Below are 14,890 nucleotides of genomic sequence, written 5' to 3' on the forward strand. Positions count from 1 at the left end.
CGAGAGGTGCTCTGTGGCAACCGATACCGCGCGCTCCGAGGTCGGCTTCGGCTCGGAGCGCGGCCCCGTGCTCGCCTCCCTCATGCTCGCCACCGGCCTCGTCGCCCTCGATTCGACGATCCTGGCGACCGCCGTGCTCTCGATCACCGACAGTCTCGGCGACTTCGCGCTGTTCCCGTGGTTGTTCACCAGTTACCTGCTCGCCCAGGCAGTCACCGTGCCGATCTACGGCGCGCTCGCCGACACCTTCGGCCGCAAACCGGTGATGCTGTTCGGTGTCGCGGTGTTCGCCCTCGGCTCGCTGCTGTGCGGGGTGGCGACCAGCATGCTCGCGCTCGTCGTGTTCCGCGCGGTGCAGGGCATCGGCGCCGGTGCCATCCAGCCGACGACCATGGTCATCGCCGGTGATCTCTACACCCTCGCCGAACGAGCCACCGTGCAGGGCTATCTGGCCGGGGTGTGGGCGGTGGCCTCGGTGACCGGCCCGCTGCTGGGCGGAATCTGCGCCGACTATCTCGGCTGGCGGTGGATCTTCCTGGTCAATCTGCCGCTGGCCGCGCTGGCCGCTTGGATGCTGGTGCGCAACTTCCACGAATCGGTGCCGCGCCATCGCCGCAGCGTCGACTACGCGGGCGCGGTGCTGCTCACGCTCGGCGCCGGGGCGCTCGTGCTGGGATTGCTCGAGGGCGGTCGCGCCTGGGCGTGGGGATCACCGACGGGGCTCGCCGTGTTCGGGCTCGCCGCGCTGTCGCTCGCCCTGTTCGTGGTGGTCGAATCCCGGGCCGCGCACCCGGTTCTGCCGCTGTGGGTGTTCACCCGGCGGGTGGTGGCGGCCGGCAGTGTCGCCGCCATGCTGGGCGGCGCCCTGCTCTTCGGGTTCACGACGTATGTGCCGATGTTCAATCAGGGCGTGCTCGGCACCAGCGCGCTGGTCGCCGGGCTGGTCACCGGTGGCCTCACCCTGGGCTGGCCGCTGGCCGCCGCGCGAGCCGGAAAGGTGTACCTGCGCTTCGGATTCCGTACGTGCGCGGTGCTGGGCAGTACGGTCGCCGCGCTCGGCACGGCCTCGATGTTGCTGCTCGGCGCGAACTCGCCGCTGTGGCAAGTGGCCGTTTCGTGTTTCGTGGTCGGCGCGGGCATGGGTCTGGTGGCCACGCCGTCGCTCATCGCGGCGCAGACGAGCGCGCCGTGGTCCGATCGCGGCGTCGTCACCTCGGCGACCATGTTCGCCCGGTCGCTGGGCAGCGCGGTGGGCGTCGCGGTCTTCGGCGCGATCGTCAACGCGCGGCTGGCCGGTGCGGGCACGCCCTCGCCGCAGTCGCTGTCCGCCGCCGTGCATCTGGTGTTCGCGAGCATCGCGGCGATGACGCTGGTGCTGGTCGCCGCGTGCGCGATGATTCCACGCCGGATCCCGCAATTTCCGGCCCATCCAGCGGGAACACGCGAGTTCGTCCAGCCTCTCGACGACGAGCATGGGAGAGCATCACCAGAGGAGAAGAGGGAGCCAGGATGCTGACAACCAGCGTGCGCACCGAGCTCGCCGCCGAATTGGCGCGGGCGGAGCTGGATCGGGTGGCCGTGTCCCCCATCGCCGACCGGTATCCGGGCATCGATGTGGTCGACGCCTACGAGATCCAGCTGCTCAATATCCGGCGCAGGCTCGACGACGGCGCGAAGATCGTCGGCCACAAAGTGGGGCTGTCATCGAAGGCCATGCAGCAGATGATGGGCGTCGACGAACCCGACTACGGTCACCTGCTCGCCGACATGGAGGTCTTCGAGGACGTCCCGGTCGACACCTCCCGGTTCCTGCTGCCGCGGGTGGAGGTCGAGGTCGGTTTCGTGCTCGGCGCCGACCTGCCCGGCGAGGACTGCACCGAGGCCGATGTCCTGGCCGCCACTGTCGCCTACGCCCCGGCGATCGAACTGATCGACTCGCGTATCACGGACTGGCGGATCGGCCTGTGCGACACCATCTCCGACAACGCCTCCTCCGCCGGGTATGTCCTCGGCAAGGAGCGCGTCGCGCCCGCCGATCTCGATATCACCGCCATCGACGCCGAGCTGACCTGCAATAGTGCGGTCGTGGCCGAGGGCCGCAGCGACGCGGTGCTCGGCAATCCCGTGATCGCGGTGGCGTGGCTGGCTCGCAAGGTCGCGACCTTCGGGGTGCGGCTGAAGGCCGGTGACGTGGTCCTGCCCGGATCGTGCACCCGCGCCATCGACGCCCGCCCCGGCGACGATTTCGTCGCCACCTTCACCGGACTCGGTTCCGTCCGTTTGTCTTTCGCCTAGCCAAGGAGGCTCGACGTGTCCAACGGGACAGTCACCGCCGCGATCGTCGGATCCGGCAACATCAGCACCGACCTGCTCTACAAGCTGCTGCGCTCGGACAAGATCGAGCCGCGCTGGATGATCGGCATCGACCCGGACTCGGAAGGACTCGAGCGGGCACGCGGGCTCGGTCTGGAAACCTCCGCCGAGGGCGCGGACTGGCTGCTCGCCCTCGACGAGAAGCCCGACCTGCTGTTCGAAGCCACCTCCGCCTACGTCCACCGCGCCTACGCGCCGAAATACGAAGCCGCGGGCATCCGTGCCGTGGACCTCACCCCGGCCGCGGTCGGCCCGGCCGTGATCCCCCCGGTGAACCTGGACTCGCTGCGCGACGCGGCCAACGTCAACATGATCACCTGCGGTGGCCAGGCCACCATTCCCATGGTCGCCGCGGTCTCGCGCGTCGTGCCGGTCGCCTACGCCGAGATCGTGGCGTCGGTGTCCTCGGTCTCGGCCGGTCCGGGCACGCGCGCCAACATCGACGAGTTCACCAAGACCACCTCCAAGGGCGTGGAGACCATCGGCGGCGCGCAGCGCGGCAAGGCCATCATCATCCTCAACCCGGCCGAGCCGCCGATGATCATGCGCGACACCATCTTCTGCGCCATCCCCGAAGACGCCGACCGCGACGCCATCGCCGAGAGCATCTTCGCCATGGAGAAGTCGATCCAGGAATACGTGCCCGGCTACCGGCTGCTCAACGACCCGCAGTTCGACGACCCCTCGGTGATCTCCGGTGGCATGGCGAAGGTGTCGATCTTCGTCGAGGTCGAGGGTGCGGGCGACTTCCTGCCGCCGTATGCGGGCAATCTCGACATCATGACCGCCGCCGCCACCCGCGTGGGTGACGTGCTGGCCGACCAGATCATCTCGGCTCGGGTGTAAGGAGATTCGACACCATGATCTATTCAGCTGATCTCGACATCCGCGTCACCGATACCTCGCTGCGTGACGGCTCCCACCACAAGCGCCACCAGTTCACCGTCACCGAGGTCCGCGACATCGTCACCGCCCTCGACAGTGCCGGTGTGCCGGTCATCGAAGTCACCCATGGCGACGGCCTCGGTGGTTCGTCGTTCAACTACGGGTTCTCCACAACCCCCGAGCAGGAACTGATCAAGGCCGCCGCGGAATCGGCGAAGCGGGCGCGCATCGCGTTCCTCATGCTGCCGGGCGTCGGCGTCAAGGAGGACATCAAGATCTCCCAGGACAACGGCGCCTCGATCTGCCGCGTCGCGACGCACTGCACCGAGGCCGATGTCTCCGTGCAGCACTTCCAGTTCGCCCGCGACCTCGGTCTCGAGACGGTCGGCTTTTTGATGATGTCGCACAGTCAGCCGCCGGAGGCACTCGCGAAGCAGGCCAGGATCATGGCCGATGCCGGCTGCCAGTGCGTCTACGTCGTCGACTCGGCCGGTGCTCTTGTCCTGGAACAGGTCTCGGATCGCGTGTCCGCACTCGTCGCCGAACTCGGCGACGACGCCCAGGTCGGCTTCCACGGCCACGAGAACCTCGGCCTCGCTGTGGCGAACTCGGTCTACGCCGTGCGTGCCGGCGCCACCCAGATCGACGGCTCGGCCCGCCGCTTCGGCGCGGGCGCCGGCAACCTGCCGGTCGAAGCCTTCATCGGCGTCTGCGACAAACTCGGCATCAAGACCGGCGTCGACTTCTTCGCCGTCACCGACGCCGCCGAAGACGTCGTCCGCCCGGCCATGCCCTCGGAATGCCTCCTCGACCGCCAAGCCCTCATGATGGGCTACGCGGGCGTCTACTCCAGCTTCCTGCGCCACGCCGAACGCCAAGCCGAACGCTACGGCGTCTCCGCCGCCGAAATGCTCGTCCGCGCGGGCAAGCGCAAGCTCGTCGGCGGCCAGGAAGACCAGCTCATCGACATCGCCCTGGAACTCCAGCGCGAAGCCACCGCCACCGTGTGAGCCCGTGTGCCCCGGGCGATTCCCCCCGGGGCACACGTCAGCGCTGGTGCATGGACTCCTCGGTGTCGTAGCCGAGGGTGACGTCGTGGGTGATCTCGCCGCGGGTCACCGATACCTGGCTGGCGACCGGTGGGTAGCCGCGGGCTACGACCGTGTACTCGCCTTCGGGCAGGTCGGGGACCAGGTACTGGCCCTTCTCGTCGGTGCGGGTGGTCGCCGCCGGATCGCCGCCCGCGTCCAGGACGGTGATCTGGACGTCGGCGACCGGGCGGTCGCCGTCCACCCAGGCGGAGCCGACCAGGATGGCCATCGGCTCGAGGTCGATGTCGTGGTGCAGCGAGCCGGTCTCCGGCACCGTCAGCGCGACCGCGGACGGACGCATGTGATCGGCGACCGCGACCAGCGTGTAGGTCCCGCTGACGACGTCACGGCACACGTACGCGCCGTCCTCGCCGGTGATCGCGGCGCCGACGACGTCACCCTCGGGATCGGTGAGAGTCACGGTCGCGCCGAGCAGCGGTTCGCCCCGCCGGGCCGAGCGCACGATGCCGGTGAGTTCGCCCGCGCCGACGAGCATCAGGTCCACGTGCAGGGCCCGCTCCCCCATCGACACACTCACCGCCTCGGGCTGGTGGCCTGCGGCGGCGGCGATCAGGACGTAGTTGCCCGGTTGCGGTGCCTCGATGACGTAGGCACCGGCGGCGTCACCGTTGCCGCGCGCCACCTGGTGCCCGTGCTGGTCGATGAGCGTGAGCGTGGCCGAGGGCACGGGACGGTCGTCGTCGCGGCGCAGCAGTCCCGCGATGACCCGGCCGGTCGCGGCGGGGTGCAGGGCACCGGCCATCTCGTGCGCGTCGTGCAGGCTCACATCGCGCAGCAGGGTGCCGTCGGACTCCTCCTCGGGGACCGGATCCTCGCGCAGCGGAATCTCTTTCATGAACACCAGCACCAGGCAGGCGACGACGGCGAGGTCGGCGGCGAGCAGGAACACACCCTGCATGGCGCCGGTGAAGCCTTCCAGGATCGGCACCCGCAGCGCGTCGGGCAGCCCGGCGATCCCGGAGGTGTCGCGTTGCAGCGCGTCGAGACCGGCGGCGTCGAGACCCGGCGGCAGGCTGCCGCCGAACGCGGACAGGATCGAGCCGGGCAGCCGGTCGAAGAGCACGGTCAGGAAGACCGCGACGCCCAGTGTGCCGCCGAGCTGGCGGAAGAAGGTCGCCGACGCGGTCGAGACGCCCATCTCGGTGCGCGGCACCGCGTTCTGCGCGGCGATGATCAGCGTCTGCATGCAGCCGCCGAGGCCGAAGCCCATGATCGCGCTGTAGGCCAGCGGTTGCCACAGCGGTCCGTCGTAGCCGACCCGGGCGAACAGCGCGCAGCCGATCGCCAGGATCAGCGCGCCGAGCACCGGCAGCACCTTGTAGCGCCCGGTGGCCTTGGTGATCAGTCCCGACAGTTGCGCGCCGACCATGATCCCGAGCACCAGCGGCAGCATCAACAGGCCCGCCTCGGTCGGCGAGAAACCACGCACCACCTGCAGATACTGCGGAACCATCGTGATCGCGCCGAACATCGAGACACCGATCAGGAAGCCGCCGACGATGGCGATGCTGAACGTCGAGCTGCGGAACAGGCGCAGCGGGATCAGCGCCGCGTCCTTCATGAAGAACTCGACGATCAGGAACAGCAGCAGCCCGCCCGCGCAGATTCCGTAGCAGAGCAACGACTTCGGCGCGGTCCAGCCCCACACCCGGCCCTGTTCGGCCACGATCAGCAACGGCACCACTCCGACGATCAGGGTGAGCGCGCCGAGCCAGTCGATCCGGGACCGCACGCGCGCGTGCCGCACGTTCAGCACCTTGGCCACGACCAGGAACGCCAGCACGCCGACCGGCACGTTGACCAGGAACACCCAGCGCCAGCCCTCGATGCCGCCGAGGCTCTCGTAATCGGACAGGAATCCGCCGACCACCGGGCCCAGCACCGTCGCGATGCCGAACACCATGAGGAAATAGCCCTGATAGCGGACCCGTTCCCGGGCGGGCACGATATCGCCGACGATCGTGAACGCCAGCGACATCAGCCCGCCCGCGCCCAGACCCTGGAAGGCGCGGCAGCCCGCCAGCTGGTACATCGTGGTCGCGAAGCAGCAGGCGGCCGAGCCGAGCACGAACAGCGCGATCGCCAGCAGATAGAACGGTTTGCGGCCGTAGATGTCGGCGAGCTTGCCGTAGAGCGGGGTGGTGACAGTGGCGGTGATCAGATACGCCGTTGTCGCCCATGCCTGTTCGTCGAATCCGTCCAGACTGTTCGCGATCCGGACGATCGCGACGCTGACGATGTTCTGATCGAGCGCGGCGAGGAACACCCCGAGTAGCAGGCCGGACAGAATCGTCAGTGTCTGGCGATGCGTGAGGCGTGGTTCGGCAACGACGGTATCGGTCATGGAAAAGCCCTGGTTCTGATCGGCTGGCAAGTGGGGGTCGATCATGCGGCCCACACGAGGGCCGACAACCCCGCTGCGAGGAAAACTTTGCGCCGCGGGTGGAACTCTTCATGCACTGGTGCGCAGAGCTTACCCACGTCGAATCCGCCGCCGTCACCGAGGGATCAAGTAACCGATCATTTCGCACCGAAACGATAGGCTGCGGCGATCAGAACTTGCAGTTCCCGAGCCCGCGCCTCGGCCAGGGAATGCACGACTACCAGGTGATTCCACCGCGCACGGCCGACCTGATTCACCCGGTACACCGGTGGGCCCGCGAATTCCCGGTCGATCGCGAGCATGATTTGCACAGTACCTTCCGGATTCCGGCCGGTGACGTTGTAGAGCGATACCCACGCGAACTTGCGCGCGACCCCGAAGGAGATCTGCGATGCCACCGATAGTTCCGCGGGACCGGTGGCCGCGATCAATTCCCTCAGCACGGTGAAGATCTCGAGAGAATGCGGCTTGCCCGTGAAGAAGGCGGCGATCGCGTCGTCAGGGGAATCGCTCATCGGCGGACGGGCGCGCCCGGGGTGGTGAGGCGTTCGGCGAAGGCGCGCAACGTCTCCGAGCAGCCCGCATGGATTCGAACGGCGGCCAGGTCGTCGCCCCGGGTGGGGCCTCGGTTGACGATCACCACGGGCACACCGTTTTTCGCGGCGCGGCGCACGAAGCGCAGACCCGACATCACCGTCAGCGACGACCCGGCGACGAGCACCGCCCGCGCCTCGTCGATCAGGGCGTAGGCCGCGGCCACCCGGTCGGCGGGCACGGTTTCCCCGAAGTACACGATGTCGGGTTTGAGCATGCCGCCGCAGCTCGCGCAGTCGACCATGCGGAAGCGGGCGGTGTCGGTGACCACCGCGTCCGCGTCGGGGGCCACTTCGATCCCGGTCGCCGAAACATCCTCCGCGAAACCGGGATTGGCGGCTTCCAGCCGTTCGGCCAGCGTCATCCGCGAGATCATCGCGGTGCACCGCAGGCAGCACACCCGGGCGTAGGTGCCGTGCAGGTCGATCACCCGGCGCGCCCCGGCCTTGGTGTGCAGCAGGTCCACGTTCTGGGTGATGACACCGGAGACCACGCCCGCGCGTTCCAGCGCGGCGACGGCCCGGTGCCCCCGGTTCGGCCGGGCCGCGTCCATCCGCCGCCAGCCGAGGTGGTTGCGGGCCCAGTAGCGCTGCCGGAACTCGGCGTCACCGACGAACTGCTGATAGGTCATCGGGGTGCGCGGCGGGGAATCGGGGCCGCGGTAGTCGGGGATGCCGCTGTCGGTGCTCAGCCCGGCACCGGAGATCACCACGACGCGGCGCCCGGCCAGCAGGTCGGCCGCGCGCGCCACCGCGTCCACGGTGTCGTCCGGGGTGGGATCCACCATGAATCCACTGTACGAGCGGACGCGGGCGCCGCTCGCGGCCGGGTCGCGGCGGCGAACACGCCGACCGGAGTTGCGTGGCGGCGACGTCCGGCGACATGATGGCTCATCCACCCGGGGAGGAGACCTGTGTCCGACAACGACGAGTACGGCCGCACCGCGCTCAATGCCGCGGTCGACGGGACCATCGTCGCCGTCCGCCGGATGTTCTACGTCCTGGGCGACGATATCGACCGCACCGAGGGCCCGATCGAATTCACCTTCCACGACGGGGCGACCCTGCTCCTCGACGCCGGTGTCGACGGCGCGGAGCTGCGGATCGGCGCGGCGCCGTGGCGGGACCCGTTCGAACCGCTGGTCGACCCGGTCAATATCGAATACGTCGCCGCCTCGGGCAAATACACCGCGTTCGACGTCACCGACGAACCGCCTTACGCCGCCCTCGCGGGCCGCCGGGTGGATGCGGTCTCGGTCGTACCGCTGCCCGACGGCAGGCCGCGCGCCGCCACCCTGTACCTCGGTGCGGGCATGGTGAAGGCGGAGTCGATCGCCGACGAACTGATCGTGACGCTGGTCCCGGCCTGAGTCTGCTCGATCGGCTCGGTGGCCTGTTCCGTCGTCGCGCCGCGGCTCGGCCGATGTTCGCGACGATCCTGGACAGTCCGCGCGCACAAGGGATTGCGACGGACACCGTGTCGATCGAGTTCCCTTTCGCCGGGCAGCCCGGCACTCCGGCGTCCTCCGGCAGGGTCGGACACCCGCTGCCGCGAGCGGCGAATGCCCTGGTCCGAGACCCGGCGGTGGCGATCGGGACCGACGACACGGTGCGCGGTTGCGCGCGGGCGGGGCCCACTCGAGGCAGCATGGGGCGCGGCGGAGTGGGTGAACCGGGTGCCAGGGAAGGTGTGTGGGCGGGTGAGTACTGCGGTGCCGGGACAGGTCAGGTGGCGGGCGGGATGGGGAGTGGCGGCGGGGTTGTTCGTCGCCGTGTTCGTGCTGGTCCCGGCGACATTCGCGGTGCAGGACGCGTGGCAGGTGCCGGTGCCACGGACGATCGCGTTCGCCGAGATGGAGCCGATCCAGACCTCGTACTGGCTCAGCTGGGCGCTGACCCTGGCCGCGCTGCTGACCCCGACACTGCTGCTGGCGCTGTTACCCCCGGCCCGGCTCATCGCGCTCGGCTATCTGCTGACCACCACCGCGACCGGCTTCGTGCTGTGCGCGACCACCGTGGGCCTGGCGTTCAGCGGCCTCGATCCGGCGTGACCTGGGTCAGGGCGAACTCCTCGGACAGGGTGTCGATGACCGAGCCGTGGATCTGCCGGTGCTCGTTGGCCAGCGCCGTGGTGGTGCAGATACCGAACGCGCCCTCGGCGTCGTAGAGAACCGCGGCGCCCGCGGCGATGCCGTCGTCGCTGAGATGCGATTCCGCCTCGATGCCCATCTCGAGCCCGATCGGCATGCGCGAGAACGTGATCGAGACATCGGTGTTGATGAACCCGATGCCCTCGGTGCCCCAGTTGGTGACCAGGCTGGTCTGTTCCCCGGCCATGGCGGCGAAGCAGAACGGGGAGGACTGCTCATCCGCGACCACGGGGATATTGCGCACCCACTTGCGTTTCCTGGCGTCGTTCTGGTGCTCGGTCATCTTCACCGACCACCCGTTGCCGTCACTGCCGAACAGGTGCATGGCCTCGTCGACGGTGGCGAGCGCGTCGCGCGGCGGCAGCGGCCGTTCCCGCTCGGGGCGCCACACCTCCCCCGGCGGCTGGGTCGACCGCTTCAGCAGCAGCGCGCTGCCCCGTGCGACCGGCTCACCGCCGGAACGCAGCACGATCGCGACCGCGCGGACCCGTTTGCCGTCGCGGATCAGCTCGCTGTCGACGGTCAGCGGCACCGCGGGCACCGCCCGGTGCAGGTCGACGGTCAGCCGGGCGGGCGCGAACCCGTCGCCGCAGTAGCGCGCCTCGACTTCGCGGGCGATCAGCCCGCACACCGGCGGCCCGGACAGCGTGCTCGGGGCCCACAGGCTCATGGAGAACCGGGTGGGCTGGAAAACGCCGTCGTCCTGCGTGAAGTACGCCGGTGAAGTGCTCATTGCGACTCTCTTCTGCCCTGCGGCCGGCACCCGGGTGCCGTGGTGCGCCCACGCACCATGATCAGAGTAGAACGCGTTCTAGTTTTCCGGCAAGTCGGCCAGCTCAAGCGCGCTGCGCACCGCCGCGCTGCGGGATATAGGCGTCGATGGCCGCGCCGCTGATCTGCCTGCGCTCGTTGGCCACGGCCGACACGGTGCACACGCCGAATTCGCCGTCCGCGTCGTAGAGCACGGCCGAGCCCGCGGCGATGCCGTCGTGGCTGAGGTGATTGCCCGCTTCGATACCCATCTCCGGACCGATCGGCAACCGGGCGAAGGTGATCGAGACATCGGTGTTGATGAACCCGATCCCCTCGGTGCCCCAGTTCGTCACCAGGCTGGCCTGCTCGCCCGCCATGGCGGCGAAGACGAACGGCGACCCGGCTTCCCCGGCCACCACCGGAATCCCGCGCACCCACTTGCGTTTACGGGTGTCGTTCTCGTGCCGGGAGATCTCGACCGACCAGCCGTCGCCGGATCCGTCACTGTCGAACAGGTGCACGGTCGGCGCGACCGAGGCCAGCAGCTCCGCGGGCGGCAGCGGCGGGCGGCGCACCTCGCGCCACACCTGTCCCGGCGGCTGCGCCGACCGTTTCAGCAGCACCGCCGAGGCCCGCGCCACCACCACGCCGTCGGCACGCAGCACCGCCTGCGCCGCGCGCACCCGGTTGCCGTCGCGGGTCGGCTCGCTGTCCACGGTCAACGGGACGGCGGGCACCGGCTGATGCAGGTCGACGGTGAACCGGGCGGGCACGAAGTCGCCGGTGCGGTACCGGTTCTCGATCGCGCGGGCCAGCAGTCCGCACACCGGCGGGCCGGACAGGATCCCGTCGGCCCACAGGCTCCGGCCCCACGACGTCGGCGTGTACATCTCGCCGTCGCGCCGGAAATACGCAGCGGACTGCTCGGTACTCACTCCAGCTCGCCCTCGGTCTCGAGGTAGACCTGACGCAGCTTGTCCAGCGTCTCGGGCTCCGGGTGCTCCCACAGCTTGCGCTCGGCGGCCTCGAGCAGGCGTTCGGCGATGCCGTGCAGCGCCCACGGGTTGGACTGCTCCATGAACTTGCGGTTCACGTCGTCGAACACGTAGCTCTCGGACAGCTTCTCGTACATCCAGTCGGCGACCACATTGGTGGTGGCGTCGTAGCCGAACAGGTAGTCGACGGTCGCCGCCATCTCGAAGGCGCCCTTGTAGCCGTGGCGGCGCATCGCCTCGAGCCAGCGCGGGTTCACCACGCGGGCGCGGAAGACGCGGGCGGTCTCCTCCGACAGGGTGCGGGTGCGCACGGCGTCGGGGCGGGTGGAGTCGCCGATGTAGGCCTCGGGGTTCTTGCCGGTCAGCGCGCGCACGGTGGCGACCATGCCGCCGTGGTACTGGAAGTAGTCGTCGGAGTCGGCGATGTCGTGTTCGCGGGTGTCGGTGTTCTTGGCCGCCACCGCGATTCGCTTGTACGCGGTACGCATGTCGTCGGCGGCGGGGGCGCCGTCGAGGTCGCGACCGTAGGCGTAGCCGCCCCAGGTGGTGTACACCTGCGCGAGGTCGTCATCGGTGCGCCAGCTCTTGGAATCGATGAGCTGCAGCAGTCCCGCGCCGTAGGTACCGGGCTTGGAACCGAAGATGCGGGTGGTCGCGCGGCGGGCGTCGCCGTGTTCGGCCAGATCCGACTGGGCGTGCGCGCGCACGTAATTCGACTCGGCGGGCTCGTCGAGCTCGGCGACCAGGCGGACCGCGTCGTCGAGCAGCGCCAGCACGTGCGGGAAGGCGTCGCGGAAGAAGCCGGAAATGCGGACGGTGACATCGACGCGCGGGCGAGCGAGCTCGTCGAGCGCGATCACCTCGAGGGTGGTGACGCGGCGGCTGGCCTCGTCCCACACCGGTCGCACACCGAGCAGCGCCAGCACCTCGGCGATGTCGTCGCCGGAGGTCCGCATGGCCGAGGTGCCCCACACCGACAGGCCGACCGACTTCGGGTAGTCGCCGTGGTCGGCCAGGTAGCGGGCCAGCAGGGATTCCGCCATGGCCTGGCCGGTCTCCCACGCCAGGCGCGACGGGACGGCCTTGGGGTCGACGGAGTAGAAGTTGCGGCCGGTGGGCAGCACATTGATCAAACCGCGCAGCGGGGAACCGCTGGGACCGGCGGGGATGAAACCGCCGTCGAGCGCGTGCAGGACCCGGGCGATCTCGATGCCGGTCTCGCGCAGGCGGGGCACGACCTCGGTCGCGGCGAACCGCAGAACGGTCTCGACCGCTGCCAGACGCCCGCCGACCTCGACGCCGCCCGGCGTGGCGGCAGCGCCGGGCCCGGTCGCATCCGACCCGGGTGTGGACGAATCGCTTACTCCCCCAGCAAGAATCGCGGTGGCGTAATCGCCGACGAGGGTGCCGACGGCGTCCACCGACCAGTCCGTCGCCTGCAGGGCGCCGAGGAGTTCGCGGGCGCGGGCCTCGACGACATCGACGCGGTCGCGGGATTCGTCACCGGCTTCGCTGAGGCCCAGTGCCTCGCGCAGGCCGGGCACGTTCTGCTCGCCGCCCCACAGCTGGCGGGCGCGCAGCATGGCCAGCACGAGGTCGAGTTCCATTTCGCCCTCGGGCGCCTGGCCGAGAATGTGCAGGCCGTCGCGGATCTGCACATCCTTGATCTCGCAGAGCCAGCCGTCGACGTGCAGCAGCATGTCGTCGAAGACGTCTTCCTCGGGCCGCTCGGCCAGGCCGAGGTCGTGGTCCATCTTGGCGGCGCGCATCAGCGTCCAGATCTGCTGGCGGATGGCGGGCAGCTTGGCCGGGTCGAGGGCGGAGATGTTGGCGTGCTCGTCGAGCAGCTGCTCGAGCCGGGAGATGTCGCCGTAGGTCTCGGCGCGCGCCATCGGCGGGATCAAGTGGTCGACCAGGGTGGCGTGCGCGCGGCGCTTGGCCTGGGTGCCCTCGCCCGGGTCGTTGACCAGGAACGGGTAGATCAGCGGCAGGTCGCCGAGCGCGGCGTCGGTGCCGCAGGAGGCCGACATGCCGAGGGTCTTGCCGGGCAGCCATTCCAGATTGCCGTGCTTACCCAGGTGCACCATCGCGTCGGCGCCGAAACCGTCGGGCGCCGACAGCCAGCGGTAGGCGGCGAGGTAGTGGTGGCTCGGCGGCAGATCCGGGTCGTGGTAGATGGCGACGGGGTTCTCGCCGAAGCCGCGGGGCGGCTGCACCATCAGCACCACATTGCCGAAACGCAGTGCGGCGATGACGATCTCGCCCTGCGGGTCGGCGGACCGGTCGACGTAGAGCTCACCCGGCGGCGGGCCCCACGCCTCGACGACGGCCTCGCGCAGGTCGGCGGGCAGCGAATCGAACCAGCGGGTGTAGGTGACGGCGCCGATGCGGATCGGGTTGCCCTCGAGCTGTTCGGCACTGAGCCAATCCGGGTCCTGCCCGCCCGCGGCGATCAGGGCGTGGATCAGCGCGTCGCCGTCGCGCTCGTCGAGACCGGGGATCTCGCCGGGTTCGCCGAGATCGTAACCGGCGGTGCGCAATTCGGTGAGCAGCCGGATGGCGCTTGCCGGGGTGTCGAGGCCGACGGCGTTGCCGATGCGGGCGTGCTTGGTCGGGTAGGCCGAGAGCATGATCGCGATCCGCTTGTCGGCGGCCGGGATGTGGCGCAGGCGGGCGTGGCGCACGGCGATGCCCGCGACGCGGGCGGCACGCTCGGGATCGGGGACGTAGGTGGACAGGCCGTCGTCGTCGAACTCCTTGAACGAGAACGGCACCGTGATGATGCGGCCGTCGAACTCGGGCACCGCGACCTGGGTGGCGACATCGAGCGGCGAGAGGCCGTCGTCGTTGTCCTCCCACTGCGCGCGGCCGCTGGTCAGGCACAGGCCCTGCAGGATCGGCACGTCCAGGGCGGCCAGCGCGGCCACATCCCAGGCTTCGTCGTCGCCGCCGGCCGAGGCGGTGGCCGGCTTGCTGCCGCCGGCCGCGAGCACTGTCACCACGAGGGCGTCGGCGCGGCCGAGCAGGGTGAGCAGTTCCGGTTCGGCGGTGCGCAGCGAGGCGCAGTACACCGGCAGCGCGCGGGCGCCTTTGGCCTCGATCGCGGTGCACAGCGCGTCGATGTAGTCGGTGTTGCCCGCCAGATGCTGGGCGCGGTAGTAGACGACCGCGACGGTCGGGGCGTGCGGTTCGAGAATGCGAGCGGCGCGGTCGAGTTCGCCCCAGGTGGGCAGCTCCACCGGCGGCTCGAACCCGTGACCGGTGAGCAGGACCGTGTCGGAGAGGAAGTTGTGCAGCTCGCGCAGGTTGTCCGCGCCACCGGCGGCGAGGTAGTTGTGCGCGTCGGCCGCCACGCCCACCGGGACCGTCGAGCACTCCATGAGTTCGGCGTCGGGGGCGATCTCGCCACCGAGGGCGACCATCGGCACCCCACTCGCCCGTACGGCATCGAGACCCTCTTCCCAGGCGCGCTTGCCACCGAGGATGCGCACGATCACCAGATCGGCGCCGTCGAGCAACCCCGGCAGGTCATCCACCAGCAACCGCGCGGGATTGCCCCACCGGTAGTCGGCGCCGCTCGCGCGGGCGCTGAGCAGATCGGTGTCGGAGGTGGACAGCAGCAGGATCACAGGGTGAGGCCTTCCTC

At 69.8% G+C, this 14,890-nt stretch carries 12 protein-coding genes; 6 read left to right on the forward strand and 6 right to left on the reverse strand.

The annotated features are described in order from the left end of the window. The first annotated feature begins 13 nt into the window (after positions 1-13). The 4 genes from NV348_RS00760 to dmpG are packed head-to-tail and all read left to right on the forward strand — an operon-like array spanning position 14 to position 4,268. Positions 14-1,516 carry an MDR family MFS transporter gene (locus tag NV348_RS00760; RefSeq protein ID WP_447145190.1) on the forward strand — a complete coding sequence of 501 codons (1,503 nt, stop codon included), beginning with the start codon at positions 14-16 and terminating at the stop codon, positions 1,514-1,516. Then, on the forward strand, positions 1,510-2,295 hold the full coding sequence (locus NV348_RS00765; RefSeq protein ID WP_447145191.1) for a 2-keto-4-pentenoate hydratase: 786 nt from the start codon (positions 1,510-1,512) through the stop codon (positions 2,293-2,295). Before NV348_RS00760 ends, NV348_RS00765 begins: the two co-directional genes overlap by 7 nt. 15 nt (positions 2,296-2,310) lie before the next feature. Continuing rightward, on the forward strand, positions 2,311-3,219 hold the full coding sequence (locus NV348_RS00770; RefSeq protein WP_447145192.1) for an acetaldehyde dehydrogenase (acetylating): 909 nt from the start codon (positions 2,311-2,313) through the stop codon (positions 3,217-3,219). 14 nt (positions 3,220-3,233) lie between these two features. Further along, entirely contained in the window at positions 3,234-4,268 is a 1,035-nt protein-coding gene (dmpG, locus tag NV348_RS00775) for a 4-hydroxy-2-oxovalerate aldolase (RefSeq protein ID WP_447145193.1), read from the forward strand. A 37-nt stretch (positions 4,269-4,305) separates the two neighbouring features. Here the strand turns inward: dmpG and NV348_RS00780 are convergent, their stop codons facing one another. From NV348_RS00780 to NV348_RS00790, 3 genes are all read right to left on the reverse strand, one after another. After that, positions 4,306-6,714: an MFS transporter gene (locus NV348_RS00780; protein WP_447145194.1), complete on the reverse strand. Its 2,409-nt coding sequence runs from the start codon at positions 6,712-6,714 to the stop codon at positions 4,306-4,308. A gap of 176 nt (positions 6,715-6,890) precedes the next feature. After that, a complete protein-coding gene (locus NV348_RS00785) occupies positions 6,891-7,268 on the reverse strand; it encodes a DUF5655 domain-containing protein (RefSeq protein WP_447145195.1) in 378 nt (125 codons plus the stop codon). Continuing rightward, entirely contained in the window at positions 7,265-8,134 is an 870-nt protein-coding gene (locus NV348_RS00790) for a Sir2 family NAD-dependent protein deacetylase (protein WP_447145196.1), read from the reverse strand. The genes NV348_RS00785 and NV348_RS00790 overlap by 4 nt, the downstream gene beginning before the upstream one ends. Positions 8,135-8,260: 126 nt before the next feature. Between NV348_RS00790 and NV348_RS00795 the strand changes: the two genes are divergently transcribed. Together NV348_RS00795 and NV348_RS00800 are read left to right on the forward strand one after the other, a co-directional pair. After that, positions 8,261-8,716, forward strand: coding sequence for a hypothetical protein (locus NV348_RS00795; protein WP_447145197.1), 456 nt, complete (start codon positions 8,261-8,263; stop codon positions 8,714-8,716). A gap of 330 nt (positions 8,717-9,046) precedes the next feature. Further along, entirely contained in the window at positions 9,047-9,397 is a 351-nt protein-coding gene (locus NV348_RS00800; RefSeq protein WP_447145198.1) for a hypothetical protein, read from the forward strand. Here the strand turns inward: NV348_RS00800 and NV348_RS00805 are convergent. From NV348_RS00805 to cobN, 3 genes are all read right to left on the reverse strand, one after another. Continuing rightward, a complete protein-coding gene (locus tag NV348_RS00805; protein WP_447145199.1) occupies positions 9,375-10,229 on the reverse strand; it encodes an acyl-CoA thioesterase domain-containing protein in 855 nt (284 codons plus the stop codon). The two genes, NV348_RS00800 and NV348_RS00805, sit on opposite strands and share 23 nt — an antisense overlap. A gap of 103 nt (positions 10,230-10,332) precedes the next feature. Next, the gene (locus NV348_RS00810) at positions 10,333-11,184 is read right to left on the reverse strand and encodes an acyl-CoA thioesterase domain-containing protein (protein ID WP_447145200.1); all 852 of its coding nucleotides are present in this window, start codon (positions 11,182-11,184) and stop codon (positions 10,333-10,335) included. Beyond that, entirely contained in the window at positions 11,181-14,873 is a 3,693-nt protein-coding gene (gene cobN / locus NV348_RS00815) for a cobaltochelatase subunit CobN (RefSeq protein WP_447145201.1), read from the reverse strand. The genes NV348_RS00810 and cobN overlap by 4 nt, the downstream gene beginning before the upstream one ends. Positions 14,874-14,890 lie beyond the last annotated feature (17 nt).

It is taken from the genome of Nocardia fodinahabitans, from assembly GCF_052983615.1.